We start from the raw sequence: 23,825 nt of genomic DNA, 5'->3' as shown, positions 1-23,825 counted from the left end.
TCCTCTCACGCTTTCGGGGATTCGGCTTCCGGGCGGAAGTCCTTGGTGGTCGTGAACTCCAGCAGTGACCGGTTCCGCCGGTCGATGGCCGCCCGGGGCAGGCACCGGAAGTACGCGTTGCGCAGCGCCACCCGCACCGGCCCCTCCCACTGCTCCATCTTCGACATGGCGTACGCCAGCTCCACCATCCGGCGGGTGCGCGGCCGGCGTTCGTCCTCGTAGCCGCGCAACGCGGCCACGACGTCCTCGGCGCCGGCGAGGTGGTGGGCCAGCACCGCCGCGTCCTCCATGGCGAGACCCGCGCCCTGGCCGAGCGACGCGTGCACGGGATGGGCGGCGTCGCCGAGCAGGGTCACCCGGCCCCGCCCCCACCGCTCCAGGAACGGGCGGTCCCGGGCCGGCACGACGAGGATCTCGTCCTCGGCCGTGGCCTCGATCAGCCGGGCGATCTCGGGTGCCCACCCGGCGAAGGTTTCCAGCACGTCTTCGCGGTTCCCGCGCCACGCACGGGCGACCGACGGCGGCACGTTCTTGGTGCCCCACCAGTAGATGCGGCCCGAGCCGATGTTCGCGACGCCGAACCGCCTGCCGCTGCCCCAGTAGTGCGCGCCGTAGGCGTGCGGGAACTTCGGGTCGGTGTGGAAGGGGGTGGCGAACCAGCAGACACAGCCCGGTTCGCGGGGCGACTCCGGTCCGACGAGCCCGCGGCGCACCGCGGAGTCGAACCCGTCCGCGCCGATGAGCAGGTCACCGCGCACCGAGCGGCCGTCCGCGAGGTGCAGTGTCACCCCGTCGTCGTCGGTGTCGAAGCCGGTGGCCGCCGCGTCCAGTGTGATCGGGGTGTCCCCGACCGCGTCCAGGAGCACGCGTTGCAGGTCGGTGCGGTGGATGCCGTAGCTGTGCGCGCCCAGCCGCTCGGTGAGCTCCCGGAACCGCAGTGTCTTGATCGGCCGGCCCTGAGTGGTGACGAAATGCAGGTCCGCCAGGATCGCCGCGTGCGCCCCGAAATCCGGGTCGAGCCCGAGGGTGCGCAGCGCGAGCACGGCGTTGGACATCAGGGACAGGGCGCCGCCGGCGGGCTTCAGCTCCTTGGCCCGTTCGTAGACTTCGACGTCGAGGCCGACCTGCCGCAGGGTCGCGGCCGCGGTCAGGCCACCGATGCCGGCGCCCGCGATGATCGCCTTGAGCGACGTGCGAGTGGTCATGGGGTGACTCCTCCTCCGACGGGGCGTGCCTCCCGCAGGACGGCGGTGATCGCGTCGGCGACGGCACGCACGTTCGGCTCGTCCATCAGGCTGAGGTGATCGCCCGGGACCCCGACGACGTCGAGCTTCCCGGTGGTGAAGCCGCCCCAGCCGTTGGCCGGGTCCTGGTGGGCCGTGCGCCTGCCGTGCATCGGCAGCAACGCCGCGGGCAGCGGCTGTTCGGCGCGCAGCAGGGTCAGGTCCAGATCGGCGACACCGGGCCGGTAGGCGACCAGCGCCGCCCAGTTCGCCTGGTACACCTCGAAGAGCCGGCGCACGGTGACGCGGGCCGCGGCGGGCGGCAGGATGCCCGCCGCCGCGGCGTGCTCGGCGATGAGGTCGAACTTCTCTTCGCGCGAAAGCCGGGCCGGGATCGGCTCGACGCGCGTGCTCGCGCCCGCGTCGGCCCAGAGCAGCTCCCAGTAGAACCACTCCAGCAACGCGTCCGGGGCGGGATCGGGCGCCCGTCGTTCCGGCGGCTCCGGGGCGATCGCGTCGACGATCACGAGGTGCTCGACGGTCTCCCCCGCCGCGCGCAGCTGCCGTGCCATCTCGAAGGCGACGAACCCGCCGAACGACCAGCCCGCGATCCGGTACGGCCCTTCGGGCTGGACCCGCCGCACCGCGTCCACATAGGACCGGGTCAGGTCGGCCATGGTGGCCAGCGGGCGGGTGCCGGGGGCCGCCCCGGCCGCCTGCAGGGCGTACACCGGCTGGTCGCCGGGCAGGTGCCGGGCCAGCCGCACGTAGCAGAGCACGTTGCCGCCCAACGGGTGCACCAGGTGCAGCGGTGGCCGGGCGCCACCGGGCCGGATCGGCACGAGCGGGTCGAACGCGTGCGGCACGGCGCCGGCGTCGATCCGCCGGGCGAGTTCGGCGACGGTGGGCGCGGACACGAACGCCGCCAGCGGCAACGGGACGCCGAACGCCTTCTCGATCAGCACGATCAGCCGCATCGCGGTGAGCGAAGTGCCGCCCGCGGCGAAGAAGTCTTCGTGCACACCGATCGCGGAGCGGCCGAGCAGGCCCGACACGAGGTCGGCGAGCAGCCGTTCGCGCTCGTCGCGCGGTGGCGTCACCTCGGTCGCGGTTCGCTCGGCGAGCGGCAGCGCACGCATAGCCGCGTCGTCGCGCTTGCCGCTCGGGGTGATCGGCAGGGCGGGCAGCCACGTGAAGTACGACGGCACCAGGTGTTCCGGCAGCGTCGCGCGCAGCCGGGCGCGGACTTCGCCGAGGTCCACCGATTCCGCGTCCCCGACCAGGAAGGCCGCGAGGAACGCGTCACCGGCGTCGCGGCGGCGGGCCACCACGGCCACCTCGCGGATGCCGGGGTGCTCGTCGGCCAGCGCCAGCACCGCGAACTCGACCTCCGCGGGCTCCACCCGGAACCCGCGCACCTTGACCTGGCTGTCCGCGCGGCCCAGGTAGCCGAGGGTGCCGTCGGGCAGCACGCGAGCGAGGTCGCCCACCCGGTACAGCCGCGCGCCGGGACGCCACGGGTGCGGCACGAACGCCTTGCCGGTCAGCTCCGGCTGTCCCCGGTAGCCGTGCGCCAGCCCGACTCCGCCGACGTACACCTCACCCACCGCGCCCTCGGGGACCGGGTGCCGTGCGTCGTCGAGCACGTGCACCTCGAGGTAGCCGACCGGGGGGCCGATCGGCGGCAGGGCGGGGAACGCGGCCGGGTCGCCGGTCATCGTGAACTTGGTGACGAGGTGGGTTTCGGTGGGGCCGTACTGGTTCTCCAGCACCGTGCCCGGGCGCTGGGCGCACAGCCAGCGGATTTCGTCCGTCACCCGCAGCTGCTCCCCCGAGGAGACGATCACCCGCAGGGCCCGCGGCCGGATGTCCAGCAGCCGCGCGGTCTCGGCGAGCTGCTGCAGTGCGACGTAGGGAACGAAGATCCGCTCGACCTCTTCGCGGTCCATCAGCCGGGCGAGCGCCGCCGGGTCGCGCCGGTGCTCCGCCGTGATCAGCTGGAGCGTGCCCCCGCCGCCGAGCGTCGCGAAGATCTCCTGGAAGGCCACGTCGAAGCTCAGCGGGGCGAACTGCAGGGTCTTCCCGCCGAGCGCGTTGGCGGCCGCGCCTTCCGGGCCGAGCTGCCACTCCAGGTAGTGGGCGAACGGCCGGTGCGGCAGCTCCACCCCCTTCGGCCGGCCCGTCGAGCCGGAGGTGAACAGGACGCACGCGGTGTCCTCGAGTGTGACCTCCGGCCACGGCGGGATGACCGCTCCCGGCCGGGCGCCGACCGAGCCGATCGGCAGGACCAGGTCCCGGTCGCCGATCAGGTCCGCGTGCCGGTCATGGACGAGCACGAACCGCGGGCCGGCGACCTCGATCATCAGCGCCAGCCGCTCTTTCGGGTAGCCGACGTCGAGCGGCACGCAGGCGGCGCCGGTCTTCACGACCCCCAGCACCGCGGCGATCATCTCGGGCGAGCGGTCCATGGCAATCCCGACGCACCCGGTGCGGTCCACACCGCGGGCGAGCAGCCCGCCGGCGATCCGGTCGACCTCCTCGCCGAGCCGCCGGTAGGTCCACCGCTGCTCGCCCGAGGCCACCGCGATCGCGTCGGGCACCCGCTCGACGTGGTCGGCGAGCCGGTCGAGCACGTGCCGCGGCGGCACTTCGGGTGGCGGGACGAAGCGTGGTGGCGCGGCCAGGAACCGGAAGTCCGGCGCTTCCCCGGGTGCTTCGACCGTGCGGCGCAGGATGCTCAGGTAGGTGCGCGCGATCAGCTCCGCCTGCGCTGGGGTGAACCCGCGGCCGGGGTCCACCCGCAGCCGCGGCCGCCGGTCGACCGGGCTGGTGACGAGGTGCACGATCAACGCGAAATTGCTCTCCTCGAACGCCTGCACGTCGAGCAGCTCGATCTCCGGCGCGGCGAGCACCGGCGCCAGCACGTGCAGGTCGACGTAGTTGAAGCCGGTCTCCAGCACCGTGTCGCCGCCGCGGTCGTCCTGGATCGCGCTCAGGGGGTAGCGCCGGTACGGGTACGCCGCACGCTCTTGGCGCAGCACCTCACGCACCACGCCGAGGCGGCTGTCCTGCTCCCCGGCGAGCCGGATCGGCACGGTGTTGAGGAACAGGCCCGTGGTGCGGTCCGCGCCGGTGACCTCGGGCCGGCCGTGGGTGAACAGGCCCGTGGTGACGTCGGCCGCGCCCGCGAGCAGACGCAGCGTCAGGCAGTGCGCGGTCAGGTAGACCGAACGGGCCGGGACGCCGTGTTCGGCGGCGAAGCCGCGCACGGCTTCGGCCAGGCCGTCGGGCAGGTCGAACCACCGCACCGGCGTCCGCGTGGCCTGAGGTGGCTCGTGCGGCGCGTACGGGTCGAGCTGCAGCAGCGTCGCGCCGTCCAGCGCCGTCCGCCAGAACTGCCGTGCCCGCTCGTCGGCCCGCGCACGGCGTTCCTCGAGCACGTGCCAGGCGGGCGAAGGCGGGTCACCCGCGGGCACCGGCTCGACGTCCGCGCCCAGCCCGCACAGGTAGTCCCGGCACAGCTCGGCGATCAGCGTGCCCGCGCTCCAGCCGTCGAGCAGGGCGTGGTGGAAGCTGAACACGATGTCCACAGTGGACTGCCGGACGAACACGCCGAAGTGGTACAGCGGCGCTTCGTGGAAGGTGTAGTCGTGGAACCGGCGCTCTTCGATGTGCGCCCGCACGACCGCTTCGGCCCGGTCCTCGCCCGCCGCCCGCAGGTCGGCCACCGACAGCGCGCCCTCGACCGCGGGCCACACCACCTGCAGCGGCTCGGCGAACCCGACGAGGTCGTAGGAGGTCCGCAGCACCGGGTGCCGGCGCACCAGCCTGCCGAACGCCCAGCGCAACGCCGCCTCGTCCCAGTCGACGGCGAAGGTGTAGCGGAACACGTCGCGGTACACCGCGGAACCCTCGTCCTCGCGGCTGTGGAACAGCACGCCGAGCTGCATCGGCGTGACGGGGTACGCGTCCTGCGCGCCGGACAGGCGTGCCCGGTCCGCTTCGGACACCAGAGCGAAGGGGGCGAGTTCCGCCGGCGCGGTCTCCTCCGCGAGGGTGGCGAAGGGGGCGAGCTCCGCGATCGTCGGGTGCGCCACCAGGTCCGCCAGCGTCACGGTGAGTCCCCGCCGCGCCGCGCCGGCCCGCACCCGGAGCATGAGGATGGAGTCGCCGCCGAGCGCGTAGTAGTCGTCGTGCGCGCCGACCGCGCGCACGCCCAGGACGTCGGCCCAGACCTCGGCGAGCACCGCCTCCACGTCGGTCCGCGGCGCCGGGCCGGCCGCCACCCGGCCGACGTCGGGCAGTGCCCGGCGGTCGGTCTTGCCGTGGGGAGTGAGCGGGATACTGTCCACGCGCGCGAACCGGGCCGGGACCAAGTAGCCGGGCAGTATCCGCGAAAGTTGCGCGCGCAGGTGCACCGGGTCGATCTCCTCCGGGGCGACGTAGTAGCCGACGAGGTGCACACCCAGCTCGGGCGAGCGGTGGTCGACCACCACCGCGTCGCGCACCCCGGGCAGCTCCGCGAGCCGATGCGCGGCTTCGCCGGGCTCCACCCGGTTGCCGCGCACCTTGACCTGGTCGTCGGTGCGGCCCAGGTATTCGACCGAGCCGTCGGCGAGCCACCGCGCGAGGTCGCCGGTGCGGTACATCCGCCCGCCCGGCACGAACGGGTCGGCGACGAACTTCGCCCGGGTCAGCTCGTCGCGGCCGAGGTAGCCCCGGGCCACGCCGACGCCCGCAACGTGCAGCTCCCCCGGCACGCCCACCGGCTGCGGCCGGTCGTCGCGGCCGAGCACGTAGAGCCGGGTGTTGTCGATCGGGCGGCCGATCGGGACGCGCCGCACCGGCCCGGGTGGGCAGTCGAACCAGGAGACGTCGATCGTCGTCTCGGTCGGGCCGTACAGGTTCACCAGCTCCGCCGTGCCGGCGAAGAGCTCGTGGAACCGGTTCACCTGCGCCGGCGGCAGCGCCTCGCCGCTGCAGAACACCCGGCGCAGCGAGTCCGGCCGGCCGCGGGCCGCGACGGTCTCCAGGAACGGCCCGAACAGCGACGGCACGAAGTGCACGACCGTGACCCGCTCGCGCTCGACGACGTCCAGGACGACCTCGGGGTCACCCGCCACGCCGGGCGGCAGCAGCGCCAGCCGGGCCCCGGTGAACGACCACCAGAACAGCTCCCACACCGAGACGTCGAACGACGCGGGTGTCTTCTGCAGCAGCACGTCGCCGTCCCCGATCGGGTAGCGCCGCTGCATCCAGTGCAACCGGTTGACCACCGAGCGGTGCTCGATCAGCACGCCCTTCGGCCGGCCCGTCGTCCCGGAGGTGTAGATGACGTAGGCGAGGTCGTTCGCGGTGGCGAGCGGGGCCGGCGGGGTGTCCGGGCCGTCGAGCCGGGTGTCGACGTGCCGCACCCGCGCGGTGGTCCCGGCCGGCTCCGGCTGGTCCGACGCGGTCAGGACGACCTTGGCCCCGCTGTCGTCCAGGATGAAGCGGACGCGTTCGGCCGGGTGGCCCGCCTCGACCGGCAGGTAGCAGCCGCCGGCCTTCAGCACCGCCAGCAACGCCACCGGCAGCAGCGGGCCGCGGTCCAGCAGGACGGCGACCACGTCACCCGGGCCGACGCCGTCGGCCCGCAGGGCGTGGGCGAGCCGGTTCGCCTCGGCGTCGAGCTGCGCGAAGGTCAGCGGGGTGGCATCGGAGGCGGGCACCACCGCGACGCGGCCGGGGGTCCGGGCCACCTGCGCTTCGAACAGCCCGTGCAGCGTCGCTTCGGCGGGGAACGCCGCCTCGGTCGCGTTGCGGCCGTAGAGCACTTCGTGCCGCTCGTCGTCGTCCAGCAGCGGCAGCTCACGCAGCGGCCGGTCCGGCTCGCGCACCATCGCCGTCACCAGGGTGCACACGTGCCGCGCGAGCGCTTCGACCGGGAAGTCCTCGTCGAACACGTCGAGGGCGTGGCTGAGGTCGACGCGGACCGGGCCCCGGTCGCCGAAGTCGTTCACCACCACGGCGAGCACGTCGGAGTCGTGGGCGCGGGTGCCGCCGCGGATCTCGGCGCGCAGGCCGGCGGGCGGCGGCGTGCCGGGCCACCGCACGTAGGACAGCGTCACGTCGAACAGGTCGCGGGGCGCCCCCGCGGGCCGGTCGCGCAGCAGGTCGCCGATCGCGAGCCGCTCGCGGCGCTGCAGCTCCCGGCTCGCGGCCCGGACCAGGCCGGCCAGCTCGGCCGCCGTCGACGCGCCGTCGACGCGCACGCGCAACGGCAGCGTGTTGACGAAGTGGCCGATCGTGTGGAGGTGTGTGCCTCGCCGGTTGAGCAGCGGCACGCCGAGCACGACCTCGTCGCCGCGGTGCACCCGGCACAGGTAGGTCGCGAACGCGGCGGCGAGCACCGCGAACACCGGCTCGCCGCGCCGCTCGACCTCGTCGAGCAGCTGCCGGGGCAGCGTGAACGAGTACTGCGCGCTGTGCCGCGAGCCGCTGGGCGCCCGCCGGTCGAACAGCGCCGGGACCACCCCGTCCAGCGCGGCGCGGAAGTACTCCCGGTCCTCGTCGTGCCGGGCGGAGGCGCGGTAGCCGGCGTCGTCGGGGACCGCGGTGAGGTAGGACGGCGGTTCGGCCGGGGTGGCACCGCCTTCGACGCGGGCCGCGTACCCGGCCTCGATCCGCGCGAAGCACAGCCCCAGGCCGAACGCGTCGGTGACGATGTGGTGGGCCTTGACGTAGAGGTGCACCGCGGCCGGGCCTTCGCGCAGCAGAACCGCTTCGACCGCGGCCACGCGCACGTCGAGCGGCCGGTCGAAGTCCGCCGTGATCCAGTCGTGGCACGCCTGGCCGGGATCGCCGGCGGCGGAGAGGTCCAGCACCCGCGCGGCCGGCGCGTCGGCGTGCGTCCACTGGTGCGGGACGCCGTCCTGCTCGCCGAACCGCAACCGGAACGCGTCGGCGTGCGCGAGCGTCTCGTTCACGCTGGCCCGCAAGGCTTCGAGGTCCACCGGACCCGAAAACCGCTTGCTGAGAAAGACGTTGTACTGCGGCAGGCGCGGAAACCGTTCGTGCGCGGCCCAGATGTCCTGTTGGGCCGAGGTCAGCCCGCTCTGTCGCGTAAGAATCACCAGTCAGCCCCAGCGTGCGTCGGTGAGAAACCCACCGGTCGAAGCTAGGGCGGTGTGGAAGGCGGATCCAGAATCCCACTTGCCTGCCGCGCCGGGTTCCAGGCTGAGCCGGCGCCCTCGAAGTCGATGACGACCTTGAGCCGGCCCCGGCGCGCCGCGGCGGCCAGCTCGTAGGCCCGGGGCGCGTCGTCGAACGGAACGACGTCGGTGACCAGGTCCGGCACCAGCTCCGGCCAGTGCCCGACGTACTCCTGGGCGGCCGCCAGCGCGGCGCGCCGGCCCCGCGCCAGCCACCCGCCGCTCAGGGTCAGCCGCTTGCGCAGCAGGGACTTCACCGACAGCGGGTAGACGTCGTCGTCGGGAATGCCCAGGTAGTGGATGCGGGCGCCCTCGGCCGCCGCGAGCACGGCGTCGGTCAGCGTGCCGACCTGGTGCCCGATCGCTTCGACGAGCACGCCGCCGACCCGGCCCGCGTGGCTCGCGGCCCACCGGTCGGTCGAGCTGCGGACCACCTGGTCGATGCCGAACGCCCCGGCGACGGCACCGCGGTCGACCCGGTCGACGCCGGTCACCCGGGCCGCCCCCCGGGCCTTCGCCACGTGGCAGACCAGCAGCCCGATCGGCCCGAGGCCGAGCACCGTCACCGGGCGCCCGCGAAGGTCGCCGAGGTCGTCGAACGCGGCCAGCACGCACGCCAGCGGCTGCAGCACGACGGCCTCGGCGGGGGTCAGGCCCGGGTCGTGGGCGAACAGGTCCGCCGCGTCGTTCACGACGACGCCGGCCAGCCCGGACCACCGGCTCGCCCAGCCGACCACCCGCTCGCCCACCGCGAGCTCCGGGTCCGCCGAGGCGAGCACCCGGCCGGCGACTTCGTGGAGCGGGAAGCCCGGCAGGTGCGCGGCGCCGTCCGCCGTGTCCGGGAGCGTCGCGTGGACCCGCCCGCGGACGTAGGGCAGGTCGCTGCCGCAGATCCCGCCGGCGAGCACTTCGAGCACGACCTGACCGGGCTCGAGGGACGCGGCGCCGGGGACCGGCAACCGCACCCGCCGGAACTCGTGCGGCGCGACGAGCAGCCAGCCGCGGCAGCTCCCGGCCTCGCCGTGGAGGCGGGCGAGCACGCGGTCGAACAGGGTCCGGGTGGCCGGTGCGGGCACTCCCGCGCGGGCGGCGGCCCGCAGCACGGCGCCGCCGATCGCGTCGAGCTCGCCCGCCGTGCCCGCACTCAGGTCCCGGGCCAACGAGCTGGTGGTCCGGCCCGGCAGGGCGCCGAGGAGCCGGGTGACGCGGCGGGCGTCCACGCGCACCCCCAGCCCGGCCGCCGCGGCGCAGGCTTCGGCCGCGCAGTCCTTCATCAGGTCCTCGACGACCGAGTCACGGCGAACCGCGTCGACCGGGCCCGCCACGGCGGTCGCCAACGCCAGCGGCGCGAGGAACGCCAGCTTGCGCCAGAGGATCCCGGCGGGGTCCTCGGCGGCCCGGACACCGATCCCGGCTCGCTCCAGCTCCGCGACGAGCCCGGCGGGCGGGCCGGCCAGCTCGAGCTCGGTGAACAGGGAGTCCCGGACGACCTCGCCCGCCCCCGTCCGCCGCGCCTCGACGCGGATGGCGCCGGCCACGACCCGGTCCCCGAACACCGCTTCCAGGACCGCCAGGTGCTCGACGCCGTTCAGCAGCGGGACGACCAGCGCCCGCTCGACGCTCCCCGCGGGCACGGCCGCGACGGCGGCGTCCAGCTGCGGCGCCTTGACCGCGACCCACAGGACGTCGACGGGACGCTCGAGCCGCGCCACGGCGGGCACGGCCACCACGACGTCGTCGACGTCGGCCCGGCGGACGCGGATCGAGCCGGGGTACGTGGGCAGCGAGGTCTCCCGGAGGACGAGGGTGACGTCACTGCCCGCGCGAGCGAGCTCGGCGGCCAGCGCCAGCCCGACCCCACCGGCGCCCAGCACCGCGTGACGGAGTCCACGACCGGGTTCCCGCACCGTCATCCCACCTCCCGACACAGCAACGCGAACACCTCAGCCACCCAGTCCAACCCGGCGTGCAGGCTGACCCCGGCCGCCGCGGCGACCAGCGCCAACCCCACACCACCGGCACCGAGCACGACATGGCCGAGTCCACGACCGGATTCCCCCACCGTTATCCCACCTCCCGACACAGCAACGCGAACACCTCGGCCATGCGGTCCAGCCCGGCGTGCAGGGTGGCCAGGTCCGTCGCGAACGAAATGCGGACGTGCCCTTCGCCGCCGGGCCCGTACTCGCGTCCGGCCCGCACGGCCACGCCGTGCTCGCCGAGCAGCGCCGCGACCTCGCCCGAAGGACGCTCGCCCGGGTAGCGCACGAGCACGTAGAACGCGCCGTCGGGACGCACCGCGGAGACCCCGGGCATGGCGTCGAGCCGGGCTAGGACCGCGTCCCGTCGCTCGGTGTACGCGGCGAGCATTCCGTCGGCCAGGCCGGGCCCGTGGCGCAGCGCGGTGAGCGCGGCCCGCTGGACGGCCGAGTTCACCGGGCCGTTCACCGTCCGGTGCACCAGCTTGATCGCCTGGGCGATTTCGGGCGGCGCGACGGCGTACCCGATCCGCCAGCCGGTCATCGCGTAGGTCTTGGACAGCGTCTGGACGTGGATCAGCCGATCGGCGAGCGACTCGACGGCCGGCGCGCCGGTGAACTCGCAGCCGGGGTGGACCAGGTGCGCGTAGGCCTCGTCGACGAGCACCAGCGCGCCGGCGTCCGCGGCGAGCCGGCCCAGCTCCGCCAGCTCGGCCGCGGAGTGCACGACCCCCGTCGGGTTGACCGGGTTGCAGAGCACGACGAGCTTCGCGCCGGGCAGCGCGCGAGCGAGCGCGTCGAAGTCGAGCCGGTGCGCGGGCGTGCCCGGAACGTGCACGGTTTCGCCCCCGGCCAAGCCGACGGCGTCGGCGTAGAGCGCGTAGACCGGTTCGGGGACGACGACGCGGTCACCGGGGTCGACCACCGCCAGCACGGACGCGGTGACCGCGGCCGTCCCGCCGTGCGAGATCAGGACGTCCGCCGGGGACACCGCGCGCACGCCGGCCGCGCTCGCTTGCGCGGCGATCAACGCGCGCAGCTCCGGGTCGCCGTTGAGATCGGCGTAGTGGGTGGTGCCGTCTCGGAGCGCTTCGATCGCGGTGTCGACGATGACCGACGGGGTGGCGAAGTCGGGTTCCCCCATGTTGAGGGCGACCCCACGGCCGGCCGGAACGCTCTCGGTGGGCCGCAGGGACACGGCCCGCACCCGGCGCACGGCCGCCGAGACGGGGGTGACTCCCCGCGACATCGCGAGCTTCGCCAGGACCTCCGCGCACGCGGTCCCCTGTTCGCGCACGAAGAAGTGGTCGCCTTCGAACGCCCGCAGCGACCAGGACCGGGACGTGTAGGAACGCCACTTCGCGGCCGTCTGCCCGGAGACGGCCCGGTCGGCCACCCCGAACCAGGAGACGAGGTCGACCGGGACCGCGGCCCGGTCCGGCTCCGGCGGGACGTACCCGGCCAGCACCCGCAGATCGGCCCGCAGCGCGGGAACGACCACGCTCGCGGCGGGCGAGTCGCGCAGGCTGCCGGAGATCAGGCCGGCCGCGCCGAGCGCGTCGAGCATCTCGCCGTCGCCCAGCTCGGCGGCTTCGGCGAAGAGGGCCGACGAGACGTCGTGGGGCGGGCGGCACGCGGCGACGACGACGAACCGGGGCAGCGCGCGGCCCTCGGCCGCGGCCCGGCGCGCGAGTTCGTAGGCGAGCAAGCCGCCGAAACTGTGGCCGAACAGCGCGTACTCGCGCTCCGCCGGCAGTTCGTCGAGCAGCCCGCCCACGACGTCGTCCAGGGTGCGTGCCGGCGGGCGGCGCACCTTGCTCCCGCGTCCGGGCAGGTCGAGAGGAACGATCCGGCACGCCGCCCCGGCCGTTTCGCGCCACCGGGCGAACTCCCGGGCCGAGGCGCCCGAAGAGGCCAGGCACACGACGTCGACGGTGGTGGTGGTTTCGCGGTCCGTCATGGCACTCCCTGGGTCATTTGAACGAGCTGACCTCGACGGCGTCGTGGAAGGTGAGGCGGCCCGGCCGCTCGTGCGGGGCCAGCAGCGAGAAGAGCCGCCGCCGCAGCGCGGCCTCGTCGATCCCATCCGGGGAGACGTGCAGGTCGAGGGCGATCACGTCGGCGACGGCGTCGTGGGCGGCCCGCGCCCCGGTCACCCCCGGCAGCGAGGTGGCGATCGCCCGCAGCGAAGCGAGCGACACCTTCTCCCCACGCACCTCGACGAAGTCGGTGAGCCGCCCGGTGAGGTAGAGGTAGCCGGCTTCGTCGAGGTGGCCGAGGTCGCCGGTCGCGAGGACCGGGCCGGGCAGCAGTTCCGCGGCGGCCCGTTCACGCGCGACGCCCACCCGCTCGACGAAGAGGGTGTCCGAGTGGACCAGGACCTCCTGCTCGCGCGGGCCACGCCCGACGTCGCGGAGGGACACCCGCACGCCGTCCACCGGCACGCCGACGGAGTGGTGGCGGTGCGGTGGTTCGCGGTGGGCGGCCAGCGTCGTCACGCGCGGGCCGGCCTGGGTGAGCCCGTAGGTGAGGTACAGCTCCAGACCGGGGTGCCGGCCGAGCAGGTCCGCGGTCCGCGCGGGGGCGAGCGCCTGTCCGCCGACGGTCAGCGCGCGCAGGCCGGCCGGCAGCACCGCGCCGTCGTCGAGGAGGGCCGAGACCAGGATCGGGGTCAGCGAAGCGTGGGTGATGCCCTCTCGCGCGAGCACTCCGGCGTACTCCCCCGCGTTGAACGGCGGTCCGCCCAGCACCGGCGTCGCCCCGCTGACCAGCGCGCCCATGAGCTGTCCGACCAGGGCGAACGAGTAGTACAGCGGCAGCGTGATCAGGACCCGGTCCGCCGCGGTGAGCCCGACCGCGGCCGCGTGCCGCCGCGCGTTGCGCAGCAGTGCGGAGACGTCGTGCAGGCACCCGGTGGCAGGCCCCGACGTGCCCGATGTCAGCAGGATGGCCTGCCCCGGCCGGTGCCGGCGGCGCTGGTGCCCCGCGCAGAGCACGACGTCCAGGTCGCCTGCCCGGCGGGCGTCCGCGCTCGCCCTGGCCCGGGTGCCGATGATCGCCGCGGCGCCCAGCCGGGCCGCGGTCTCGGCGATCCGCGGCCCGGGCGTCGACGGCGCCATGAGCACCGGGACGTAACCCGCGAGCAGGCACCCGAAGTAGGCACGCACCAGACGGGCGCTGTTCGGCAACGCGAGCACGACGACGTCGCCCGGGGCGATCGGCAGCTCGGCGAGTCCGGCGGTCGGCGGCGGCGTCGGCTCGGTGGGCCGGAGCCGCCCGAGGAACTCTTCGAGCACGCCCGGGTCGAGCGTCACGCCGACGCCCCGGCCGCGACCCAGTGACAGGTCGCGCGGTGCGCGTCCGGCGCGTCGACGGTGTACGAAACGATCGCGACGCTATCGGCAGCGGGTGGTTCGCTCGTGAGCCAGTCCTCGGCGAGCACGCCGGCCAGCTCGCGCCCGGGCGCCTCGGGCATCGTGAGCAGGAGACTCGGCCCGGTGTAGCCGAGTTCGACGCAGCCGAGACCGATCAAGGTGCCCGGGCCGGCCGCGACGAACCGGCGCGGCGAGCTGTGCCCGAGCGCGGCGTCCGCGGCCACGGCCAGCAGGGTCTGCCGGGTGGCGACCTCGCTGATCCCGATCACCCCGACGGCGCCGCCGGCGGGCCCCGCGGGCCGGGCCCGCTCCAGCGCGGACCGGACCAGCCACGCGGCGGGATCGGCGAACTTGCGCGGACCACGCCGCTCGACGTCGCCGAGGTCGGCGACGACCACGCTCACCGGATCGCCGGCGACGAGGCTGGCCGGGAGGGAGTCCGGGGATCGCGTCGTCCGCATGCGTCGTCTCCTCGTTGCAGCGCTCGCCGGGTCACCCGCAGCGAGGTGGGACTCACGGGGGCGGGAGTCGGGGGATCGCGTCGGCATGGGCCGCCTCCTCATCACAGCGCCCACAACGAGGCGGGACTCGCGAGAGTCGGGGGATCGGGTAGGCATCCGCCGCCTCCTCATCACAGCGCCCACAACGAGGCGGGACTCGCGAGAGTCGGGGGATCGGGTAGGCATCCGCCGCCTCCTCATCACAGCGCCCACAACGAGGCGGGACTCGCGAGAGTCGGGGGATCGGGTAGGCATCCGCCGCCTCCTCATCACAGCGCCCACAACGAGGCGGGACTCGTGAGAGTCGGGGGATCGGGTAGGCATCCGCCGCCTCCTCATCGCGGCACTCACCGGATCGCCCCGGACGAGGCGGGCCGGGAGAGATCGCGTCGGCCTGCGTCGTCTCCTCGTTGCAGCAGCAGGCACGTGGTGAAGCCGCCGATGCCCAGGGTGAGGTTCAGCGCGAACTCGCCCGAGACCGCCATCGGCGCGCCGATCGGCAGCGGTAGCGGGAAATCCGGCGGCGCGGCCCGCAGGTGCGCGATCGGCGGGGCCGTGGAATCCCGGAGGGCAAGCAGCGCGAGCACGGTCTCGATCGCCCCGCTCGCGCCGAGCGTGTGCCCGAAGGCGCCCTTGGCGGCCAGCACGACCGGACCGCGCGCGCCGGCGCCGAAGACCCGGCGCACGACCTCCGCCTCGGCGTCGTCGTTGGCCGCCGTCGCGGTGCCGTGCAAGCTGATCACGCCGACGTCGGCCGGCTCGCAGCCGCCCGTGGCGAGACTCCGCAGCACGGCCCGCGCCCCGCTGACCCCGGAGGTGTCGGGCTCGTTGAGCGACGTTCCGGCGTTGGCCGAGCCCCACCCGCGGAGGAACCCGTGCACCGGAGCCCCTCGCCCCCGCGCGGCGCTCAGCCGCTCCACGACCAGGACCGCGGCCCCTTCACCGGGCAGGGTGCCGTCCCGGCCGGTGTCGAAGGGCCGCAGCACCGTCGGGGACATCACACCCATCGCCGAGTGCCCCAGGAGCTTCGCGGGGGAAAGCAGGTCCACGCCGCCGGCCAGGCAGCGGTCGGCCCGGCCGGCGCGGATCAGGGTGGCCGCGACGGTCAGCGCGTCCGAACCCGCCGAACACGCCGTCGAAACGGCGACGGGTGCCGTCGCCACCGCCAGCCGCCGCCCCGTCTCCGCGGCCCAGGCGTGGAGCGAGCCGGCCGCGGGCGCGTCCGCGTGCGGGCCGAGGCTGGTCCCGAACACCAGCCGGCAGCCGGTCGCGTCGGCGAGCCCGGCGTCCGCCAGCGCCCGGCGAGCGGTTCCGGTGGTGACGGCCACGTACTGCTCGGCGAAGCCGCCCGGCCGCGGTCCGGTGGCGAGCCGGGCCGCCAGTTCGTTGCGCACCGGGACGGCCGACGGGAACGCCCGGAAGCCGTCGTCCCCCGCCAGCACCCGTTGCCAGACTTCCTCGATCCCGGAACCGAGCGCGGTGTCCCACGCCATCCCGGTGACGGCGATCGGGTCGTCGCGCGGGGGCGTCACCGGTCCGGCCATCCTCAGCGGTGCAGTTCGAGGATCAGGTCGCGCACCGAACCGACGGAGTGGAAGCGGACGGAGTTGAACTGCTCGTCGGGAATCTTCGTGGCGAATTGCCGCTCGCACTGCACCCGCAGTTCGGTGAAACCGAGCGAGTCGAGGCCGAGATCGACGGCCAGCCCGTCGGACGCGCGAATGGAATCCACCGGCAGATCGAGATAGGCGTCCTCCACCAGTATTCGCTTGATCCTCGATTCGACCTCGTCTGCCGAAAGGGAAAACATGGCTCGACGGTACACGAGCCGACCCGCCGCGACCATCACGAAACCGTTGACGGGCAATCGATGTCTCCCGTAGTCGCCGATCGGGCAGGCCCGATCGGGCACCGGATGTTGACACCCCGGCGGCCCCCTGGAACATTCCGTGGTCGATGCGGAACTGGGGAATCCTGTGAACGAAGCGGACGGCAGAATTCGATTGACCGTCGTCGGTGCCGGGGTAATGGGAATCGGCATCGCCACCCTCGGTGTTTCCCGCGGGCTCGACGTCGTGCTCGTCGACGTCGACCCGGCGAAGGCGGCGTCCGCCCCGGGCCGGGTGGCCCGCGAACTCCGGCTGGCCACGCTCACCGGCGCGCTCGACCGCGACGCCCCGCTCGGCGCGGTGCGCGCGACCACCTCGGTCGACGACGCCGTGTTCGACGACGGCGTGCCCGCCGACGCCGTGGTCGAGGCCGTCGTCGAGAACGCCGCTGTGAAGACCCGGGTGCTCGCCGCCCTCTCCCACGCCGTCGGCCCGCACGTGCCGATCGTGACCAACACTTCGTCGATCCCGGTCGACGAGCTCGCGGCCGGCGTCCCGCACCCGGAAACCGTGCTGGGCATCCACTTCATGAACCCCGCCTACCTCGTCCCCACCGTCGAGGTGGTCCCCGGATCCCGCACTTCCGACGCGATCCGAGCCGGCGCGTCGGCGCTGCTCGCGCGGCTCGGGCGCACCGGCGTCGAGGTCGGCGACGGTCCCGGGTTCGTCACCAGCCGGGTCTCGCACCGCATGATCAACGACGCCATCAAGATCGTCGAAGAGGGCCGGGCCTCGGCCGCGGACGTGGACCTGCTCATGCAGAACTGCCTCGGGCACCCGCTCGGCCCGCTGCGGACCGCGGACCTGATCGGCCTCGACAACCTCGCCGACTCGCTCGCCGTGCTCTTCGACCGGACCGGCGACGACACCTTCCGCCCGGCCGGGCTGCTCCTGGCGAAGGTGGCGGCCGGCGACCACGGGCGGAAGTCCGGCCGGGGTTTCTACCCGTACTGACGAACCGCACTGACGACACGCGAACCCCGGGGAGGCACGAAGTGGCCGGACAGCTGACCATCGACGCGGATCTCGCCGCCTACGTCCGGCGCGTGTCGCTCGACGAGGACGAGGTCCTGGCGGACCTGCGCCGGGAGACGGCGCGGTTCCCCGCGCTCGAAACGATGCTGGCGATGCCCGAGGAAGCCCAGTTCCTGGGCCTGCTCGCCGCGAGCACCGGCGCCCGCTCGATCCTGGAAGTCGGGACGTTCACCGGCTACACGACCCTTCGCCTCGCCCGCGCGCTCCCCCCGGGCGGCCGGGTGGTGACGTGTGAGATCAGCGAAACCTGGGCCGGCATCGCGACCCGGTACTGGCGGCGCGCCGGGGTCGAGGACCGCGTCGACCTCCGGCTGGGCGACGCGCTCGGGACGCTCGAAGACCTGCTCCGGCGGGACGGCCCGGAGAGCTTCGACTTCGTCTTCGTCGACGCCGACAAGGAAAACTCGGTGCCGTACTACGAACACGCGCTCGCGCTGGTCCGCCCCGGCGGACTCGTCGTCGTGGACAACACACTCCTGTTCGGCCGGGTCGTCGATCCGGCCGCCACCGACCCCGCGACCCTGGCCGTCGCCGAGCTGAACGCGCGGCTGCGGGACGACCCCCGCGTGGACATCGCCCTGCTCGCCATCGCCGACGGCGTGACCATCGCCCGGAAACGTCCCGGCTGACCTCGCCGGCCCCCAGCCCGCACCGACCGGAGAAGAGTGAGCCATGACAGACATCGCCGATGCCGGGAAGCTCACCGCGCAGTCCGCCCGCGCGGAGCTGACGGGGTTCCTGGAGACGAGGACGCGGCAGTCCTGGGCCCCCACGTCCGACCTGTTCGCCTCCGGCGCCGTCACGTCCATCTTCGCGATGGAACTGGTCGTCCACATCGAACAGACCTACGGCATCACCATCGAGGGCGACGACCTGAGCATGAAGAACTTCCGCACCGTCGACACCATGGTCGCGCTCATCACCCGGATCACCGCCGGTGGCTGACCCGGCCGCGCTCCTGACCGAAGCGGCCGGGCCGCACGCCGGCTCCTGGGACGTCGCGGGTGCGCTCCCCCGGGAGCTGCTGCGCCGGCTGGGCGGCGAAGGCGTCCTCTGCGCGGCCGTTCCCGCCGAGTTCGGCGGCCTCGGCCTGTCCGGCTTGGCCGACGGCAGGCTGACCGCGCACGCGGGCAGCCTGTGCGGCTCGCTTCGCAGCGTCATGACGTCCCAAGGCATGGCGGCCTGGACCATCCGGCGGTTCGGCGACCGCGAGCAGCGCGCCGGCCTGCTCGCCCGGCTCACCGGCGGGGACCTCGCGGCGGTCTGCTTCAGCGAGGCGGAAGCCGGCAGCGACCTCTCGGCCGTCGCGACCCGGATCACCGACTCCGCCGACACCGACGGGATCGTCGTCTCCGGCGAGAAGGTCTGGGTGACCGCGGCCGCGTACGCGGACCTGCTGCTGGTCGCCGGAACGTACGGATCCGGCGCGGCGATCGCCGCGGTCCCGGCCACCGCGACCGGCGTCACGGTCGAGAAGATCCCCGACCCGCTCGGCTGCCGGGCCGCCGGGCACTCGAACGTCCGGCTGGATTCCGTGCGGCTGCCCCGTTCCGCTCTGCTCGCCGGGTCCCGGCTGCCGATGACCGTGCTCGTCACCATGGCGCTGACCCACGGCCGGTTGTCGGTCGCCTGGGGCTGCGTCGGCATGCTGCGGGCCTGCCTGGCCGCCGCGGTCCGCCACGTCGGCGCCCGGCACCAGTTCGGGACGCCGCTCGCCGGGCACCAGCTCGTCGCCCGGCACGTCGCCGACCTCCACGTCGCCGAGCGCACCGCGACGCTCGCGTGCGAACGGGCCAGCGACAGCTGGGACCGGAACTCGCCGGACCTGGTGACCGACGCCGTTCTCGCCAAGTACGTGGCGTCGGGCAACGCCGCCGCGGGGGCCGCGCGTGCCGTGCAGGTCCTGGCCTCGGCCGCGGCGCAGGACGGGCACGTCGTTGCCCGCGCCTACCGCGACGCGAAGCTGATGGAGCTCATCGAAGGCACGTCCGAGATCTGCCAGCTCGTCCTCGCCCGCCGAGCCATCGAGGAGCATTCGTGACCATCGGCATCGGCGCCATCGCGTGCCTGCTCCCCGGCGACCTGGTCGAGGTGGCCGAACTGCCGGAAACGCGGCGCTTGGGTGCGCGGGAACGGGAGTTCGTGGCGCACAGCGGCGTCCGGACGGTCGGGGTCTTCGACGGGAAGACACCGGTCGACCTGGCCGCGCAGGCCTGCCGGGACCTGCTCGCCGATGACCCGCGCGTGCCGGACCAGCTGATCGCGATCGGCTCCCGCGCGCCGGAGGTGCTGATCGGCTCGGACGCCTGCCACATCCAGTTCGAGAGCGGCCTGCGCGACACGTTCCCGTTCACCCTCGACGGCCTCGGCTGCGCGGGCTCGGCCGCGGCGTGGTCGCTGGCGAGGGATCTGCTCGTCGCCGACCCGGCCCGCGACAGCGTCATGATCACCTACGCGAGCCGGCCGACCGGTGTCGACCGGATCCGCTTCCCCGTCACGGTGATCGGCGACGGCGCCTTCGCCATGACCCTGGTCCGCGACGGGCGCCCGGTGCTCAGGGCCCACCGGATGGCGGCCGACGGCCGGTTCCACGGCCTGTTCCGGGTGGACTACAAGGACACGCCGTTGGCGCGGTGGCGGGAGGAGTGCCGCGACCTCGACCAGTACCGGTTCGACCTGGCGATGCAGAGCCGCACCCGGCTCGGCCACCTCGTCGAGGAGGTCCTCGCCGAGGCCGGCGCCACCAAGGCGGACGTCGCCACCACCCTCCTGCCGAACGTGACCGCGAGCGCGTACACCTTTTACGAACGGTCGCTCGGGCTGCGCGTCCACCCGGTGTGCGGCGAACACCTGGCCCGCTTCGGCCACCTCGGCGCGATGGACGTCGTCCTCAACCTCGACCGGGTGCGGGCGAGTGGTGGGCTCCGGCCCGGCGATCTCGTGCTCGTCCTGAGCAACAGCCCGGTGGCGGCGTGGACCGCCACCCTCTGGGAGTTCTAGGGGAAGGGATCCGTGAGCCCGCAGGAAGATCTCGTGAAGTGCCTGATCTGGGACCTCGACAACACGCTGTGGCGGGGCACGCTCCTGGAGGACCCCGAAGTCCACGTCGCCGACGAGATCCGCCGCGTGGTCGTGGAACTGGACCGGCGGGGCGTGCTGCAGTCCGTCGTGAGCCGCAACGACCACGAACACGCCTGGCAGCGCCTGGAAGAGCTGGCCGTGGCCGAGTACTTCGTCCTGCCGCGCATCGGCTGGGGCCGCAAGTCCGACGCCGTGCGCGCGATCGTCGCCGAACTCGGCTTCGCCGAAAGCACGGTCGCCTTCGTCGACGACCAGCCCTTCGAGCGCGCCGAGGTTTCCCGGTCCCTGCCCCGGATCCGCTGCTACCCGGCCGAGCGGGCCGCCTCGCTGACCGGGCTGCCCGAGTTCAGCCCGGCCACGGTGACCGCCGACGCGACCCGGCGGCGGGCGATGTACCAGGCGCGGGTCCGGCGCGAGGCGGACCGGGCCGCCTTCCGCGGCCCCGACGAGGAGTTCCTGAAGAGCCTCGGCATGGAACTCGTCGTCGCCCGGGCCGGGCCGGGCGACCTCGCCCGCGTCGAGGAGCTGACGCGGCGGACGAGCCAGCTCAACGCCACCGGCATCCCCTACTCGCGGGAGACGCTCGACGCGCTCGTCGCCGACCCGGCCCACGAAGTCCTCGTCGCGACCCTCGCCGACCGGTTCGGCCCGCACGGCGCCGTGGGCGTGATCCTCCTCGAACGGCTCGCCGCCGCCTGGCGGATCAAGCTGCTCGCGACCTCCTGCCGGGTCGTGGCCTGCGGCGTCGGCTCGGTCCTGCTCCGCCGGATCGTCGACGCGGCGGCGCGCGCGAACGTGCACCTGCTGGCCGACTTCCGGCGCACCGAACGCAACCGCATGATGGAGATCGCGTACCGCTTCGCCGGTCTGGAGCACGCGGAATGCGCGTGTCACGCCGGAACCGGGTCGCCCGGCGAGGTGCAGCGGCTCCACCTGGTTCCCGCACCGCAGCCACCCGAGACGACGATGCGGGTCACCGCGGCCGGTCTCACGCCGAGGGCGAACAGCTGAGCGGGCCGATACGATCGGTCTTCACCGGCTGTCCGGCGTCGGGGGACACACCGTGACGGAGGGGGCGTGATGACCGGGGCGTCCGAACCGCTGTCGCCCGCGCTGCGGCGCATGATCGTCGTGGTCGTCGTCGGGTCCTTCATGACGTTGCTGGACTCCACGGTCGTCAACGTGGCACTGCGGCGGCTCTCGACGGACCTCGGCTCGCCGCTCACCACGGTCGAGTGGCTGGTGACGGCGTACCTGCTCGCCATGGCCGCCGTGCTGCCGGTGACCGGCTGGGCGGCGGCGCGCTTCGGCGCCCGGACGGTGTACGTGGGCGCCATCGCGCTCTTCACGCTCACCTCGCTGGCGTGCGGGTTCGCCGGCTCCGCCGGGGTGCTGATCGCGCTGCGCGCGGCGCAGGGCCTGGCCGGCGGCCTGTCGATGCCCGTCGGGCAGATGATCCTGGCCCGGGAGGCCGGCCCGGCGCGGATGGGCCGGGTGCTGAGCCTGACGTCGGCGTCGTCGATCCTGGCGCCCACGCTCGGCCCGACGATCGGCGGCCTGCTGCTCGCCCACGGCGGCTGGCCGTGGATCTTCTTCGTGAACGTCCCGATCGGCGTGCTCGCCGTGGTGCTCGCGCTCCGGCTGCTGCCCGCGGACGGCACCACCGCGGTGCCGGCCCCGGACCTGCCCGGGCTCGTGGCGATCACCCTGGGCAGCGTGGCGCTGACGTACGGCCTGGCCAACCTCGGGATCGCGGGTGGCGGCGGGCCGTGGGTGGTCGCCGTCGTGCTGCTGGTGGCCGTCGTGCTGTTCGCGGGGTTCGTCGTGCGCGCCCGCGGCGCCGCGCACCCGGTCGCGGACCTCCGCCTGTTCCGGGACGCCCGCTACCGCGCGGCGGCCACCAGCAACTTCTTCGTCGGGGTCTCGATCTTCGGCGCGGTCATCCTGATGCCGTTGTACTTCCAGATCGTGCGCCACGAGGACACGGTCACGACCGGCCTGCTGTTGCTGCCGCAGGGCGCGGGCGTCGCGGCCGCCCTGCTGCTCAGCGGCCGGCTGATCGAACGCATCGGCAGCGGCTCGACCCTGCTGGCCGCGGCCGTCCTGACGGTGGCGGCGACGATCCCGTTCGTGCTGCTGCGGGACGACACGCCGTACTGGTTCCTGCAGCTGGTGATGGTCCTGCGCGGGGTGGGCATCGGGGCGTGCTCGGTGCCGGCCATCGCGGCCTCCTACCGGGCGATCGCGCCGTCGAAGATCGGCGACGCGACGGTCCAGCTGAACATGGGTCAGCGTTTCGGCGGTTCGGCGGGCACCGCGCTCTTCACACTGGTGCTGCAAGCGGGGCTGACGGGCGCGATGACTCCGGCCGGCCAGGCTGCCGCCTTCGCCACGACGTTCTGGTGGGTCCTCGGGGCGGCGGTGTGCACCGCGATTCCGGCCGCGGTCCTGCGCCGGGCCGAGCGCCGGGTCACGGTGGGCACCTGACCGCACCGATCAACCCCAGCTCGGCCACGCGCGCGACCGAGCACCGGCTCACCGCACACCGACAGTCCCCTGACCGGCGCCACCCCGATCACCCCCCGAGCTCGGGCACGATCCGCTCAGCGACGTACGAGATGGTCTCCAACGCCACCTCGGCGGAGGCGGCGACCGGCGCCATCCGCAGGTGCACATCGGTGACCCCCCACTCGCGGTACCGGCGCAGGTGCGCCAGCACGTCGTCCGGCGTGCCGACCAGCACCGGCGCCGCGTCGCCGACGGTGTTCCCGGGCGTGGGAGTGGCCGTCGGGTCGTACACCACGGGGAGGTTCCATGCTCCCAGCGCGCCGTAGAACTCGTACACCTCGCGAAAGTGGTGCGCGGCGCGCGCCCGGGCGGTGGCGCGGTCGGCGGCGATCAGGCACAGCCGGTTCGCCGCGACGAGCGGTTCGCGGCCCGCCGGCAGCCGCGCCAGGTAGCGGGCGGCCTGGGTGCGCACCAGGTCGTCGGAGTATCCGGTCGCCGCGTACCAGCCGTCGCCGGCGGTGGCGGCGCGGACCGCCGCGGCCTCGCTGAACCCGCCGACGAGGATCGGTGGCCCGCCCGGCTGCACCGGCCCCGGCCGGAGCCCGTCACCGGCGGCGTCGCGCCACTCCCGGCGCACCCCGTCGAGGAGTGCGTCGAACGCGGCCCCGCCGGGGAGGTCCGGGCCGCCGAGGGCGCCGCGCAGCGCGTCCTCGCCCAGGCCGATGCCCAGCGTCAGCCGGCCCTCGCTGATCTGGTCCACCATCGCCGCTTCGAGCGCGAGGCGACGCGGGTGGTACGCACGCGCCAGCAGCACCCCGGTCCCCAGCCGGAGCGGGGTGAGGGCGGCCAGGTGGGCCAGCGTCAGCAGCGGCGCCGGGAGGTGGAACGGCCCGGGCCGGTGGTGGTAGCTCTCGCCGGCCCAGACCGATTCGATCCCGGCTTCCCGCGCCCGGGCGAGCAGCGGCTCGGCGGTCCGCAGGCGTTCGGCGAAGGGAAGGGTGGACCCGAAGTCGAGCGCGAAACCGAACCGCATCGACGTCCTT

16 protein-coding genes are annotated in these 23,825 nt (G+C 74.3%); 7 read left to right on the top strand and 9 right to left on the bottom strand.

What is annotated here, in order from left to right:
* Positions 1–5: 5 nt before the first annotated feature.
* The 8 genes from M8542_RS37055 to amcB all read right to left on the bottom strand — a co-directional run bounded on the left by M8542_RS37055 (position 6) and on the right by amcB (position 16,181).
* The gene (locus tag M8542_RS37055) at positions 6–1,205 is read right to left on the bottom strand and encodes an FAD-dependent oxidoreductase (protein ID WP_257925007.1); all 1,200 of its coding nucleotides are present in this window, start codon (positions 1,203–1,205) and stop codon (positions 6–8) included.
* Positions 1,202–8,338 carry a non-ribosomal peptide synthetase gene (locus tag M8542_RS37050; RefSeq protein WP_257925006.1) on the bottom strand — a complete coding sequence of 2,379 codons (7,137 nt, stop codon included), beginning with the start codon at positions 8,336–8,338 and terminating at the stop codon, positions 1,202–1,204. Before M8542_RS37050 ends, M8542_RS37055 begins: the two co-directional genes overlap by 4 nt.
* 44 nt (positions 8,339–8,382) lie before the next feature.
* Positions 8,383–10,329 (bottom strand): 2-dehydropantoate 2-reductase, encoded by a 1,947-nt coding sequence (locus tag M8542_RS37045; RefSeq protein ID WP_257925005.1) that lies wholly within the window; start codon positions 10,327–10,329, stop codon positions 8,383–8,385.
* Positions 10,330–10,480: 151 nt separating this feature from the next.
* Complete coding sequence (locus tag M8542_RS37040) at positions 10,481–12,355, bottom strand: aminotransferase class I/II-fold pyridoxal phosphate-dependent enzyme (protein ID WP_257925004.1); 1,875 nt, start codon at positions 12,353–12,355, stop codon at positions 10,481–10,483.
* A gap of 13 nt (positions 12,356–12,368) precedes the next feature.
* A complete protein-coding gene (gene amcH, locus M8542_RS37035; protein WP_257925003.1) occupies positions 12,369–13,709 on the bottom strand; it encodes an adenylate-forming 2-oxoglutaryl-ACP ligase AmcH in 1,341 nt (446 codons plus the stop codon).
* Complete coding sequence (gene amcG / locus M8542_RS37030) at positions 13,706–14,230, bottom strand: cispentacin moiety biosynthesis protein AmcG (protein WP_257925002.1); 525 nt, start codon at positions 14,228–14,230, stop codon at positions 13,706–13,708. Before amcG ends, amcH begins: the two co-directional genes overlap by 4 nt.
* Before the next feature lie 386 nt (positions 14,231–14,616).
* The gene (gene amcF, locus M8542_RS37025) at positions 14,617–15,801 is read right to left on the bottom strand and encodes a cispentacin biosynthesis acyltransferase subunit AmcF (RefSeq protein WP_257925001.1); all 1,185 of its coding nucleotides are present in this window, start codon (positions 15,799–15,801) and stop codon (positions 14,617–14,619) included.
* Between the two features lie 14 nt (positions 15,802–15,815).
* Positions 15,816–16,181 (bottom strand): cispentacin biosynthesis acyl carrier protein AmcB, encoded by a 366-nt coding sequence (amcB, locus tag M8542_RS37020; protein WP_257925000.1) that lies wholly within the window; start codon positions 16,179–16,181, stop codon positions 15,816–15,818.
* A 37-nt stretch (positions 16,182–16,218) separates the two neighbouring features.
* Between amcB and M8542_RS37015 the strand changes: the two genes are divergently transcribed.
* The 7 genes from M8542_RS37015 (at position 16,219) to M8542_RS36985 (ending at position 22,761) form a co-directional block, all read left to right on the top strand.
* Positions 16,219–17,112 (top strand): 3-hydroxyacyl-CoA dehydrogenase family protein, encoded by an 894-nt coding sequence (locus tag M8542_RS37015; RefSeq protein ID WP_308210318.1) that lies wholly within the window; start codon positions 16,219–16,221, stop codon positions 17,110–17,112.
* 41 nt (positions 17,113–17,153) lie between these two features.
* A complete protein-coding gene (locus M8542_RS37010; protein ID WP_257924998.1) occupies positions 17,154–17,822 on the top strand; it encodes an O-methyltransferase in 669 nt (222 codons plus the stop codon).
* A 43-nt stretch (positions 17,823–17,865) separates the two neighbouring features.
* A complete protein-coding gene (locus tag M8542_RS37005; RefSeq protein WP_257924997.1) occupies positions 17,866–18,138 on the top strand; it encodes an acyl carrier protein in 273 nt (90 codons plus the stop codon).
* The gene (locus M8542_RS37000; RefSeq protein WP_257924996.1) at positions 18,131–19,234 is read left to right on the top strand and encodes an acyl-CoA dehydrogenase family protein; all 1,104 of its coding nucleotides are present in this window, start codon (positions 18,131–18,133) and stop codon (positions 19,232–19,234) included. Before M8542_RS37005 ends, M8542_RS37000 begins: the two co-directional genes overlap by 8 nt.
* Complete coding sequence (locus tag M8542_RS36995) at positions 19,231–20,193, top strand: 3-oxoacyl-[acyl-carrier-protein] synthase III C-terminal domain-containing protein (protein ID WP_257924995.1); 963 nt, start codon at positions 19,231–19,233, stop codon at positions 20,191–20,193. Before M8542_RS37000 ends, M8542_RS36995 begins: the two co-directional genes overlap by 4 nt.
* 12 nt (positions 20,194–20,205) lie before the next feature.
* Positions 20,206–21,285, top strand: a complete 1,080-nt coding sequence (locus tag M8542_RS36990) for an HAD-IIIC family phosphatase (protein ID WP_257924994.1) — start codon at positions 20,206–20,208, stop codon at positions 21,283–21,285.
* 69 nt (positions 21,286–21,354) lie between these two features.
* Complete coding sequence (locus M8542_RS36985; RefSeq protein WP_257924993.1) at positions 21,355–22,761, top strand: DHA2 family efflux MFS transporter permease subunit; 1,407 nt, start codon at positions 21,355–21,357, stop codon at positions 22,759–22,761.
* An 88-nt stretch (positions 22,762–22,849) separates the two neighbouring features.
* Here M8542_RS36985 and M8542_RS36980 read toward each other — a convergent pair whose 3' ends face one another.
* Entirely contained in the window at positions 22,850–23,815 is a 966-nt protein-coding gene (locus M8542_RS36980; RefSeq protein ID WP_257924992.1) for an LLM class flavin-dependent oxidoreductase, read from the bottom strand.
* Positions 23,816–23,825 lie beyond the last annotated feature (10 nt).

The organism is Amycolatopsis iheyensis, from assembly GCF_024703995.1.
Taxonomy (GTDB): Bacteria; Actinomycetota; Actinomycetes; order Mycobacteriales; family Pseudonocardiaceae; genus Amycolatopsis; species Amycolatopsis iheyensis.
The sequence above is the reverse complement of the archived record's forward strand: the minus strand, read 5'-3'. Positions and strand labels throughout refer to the sequence as shown.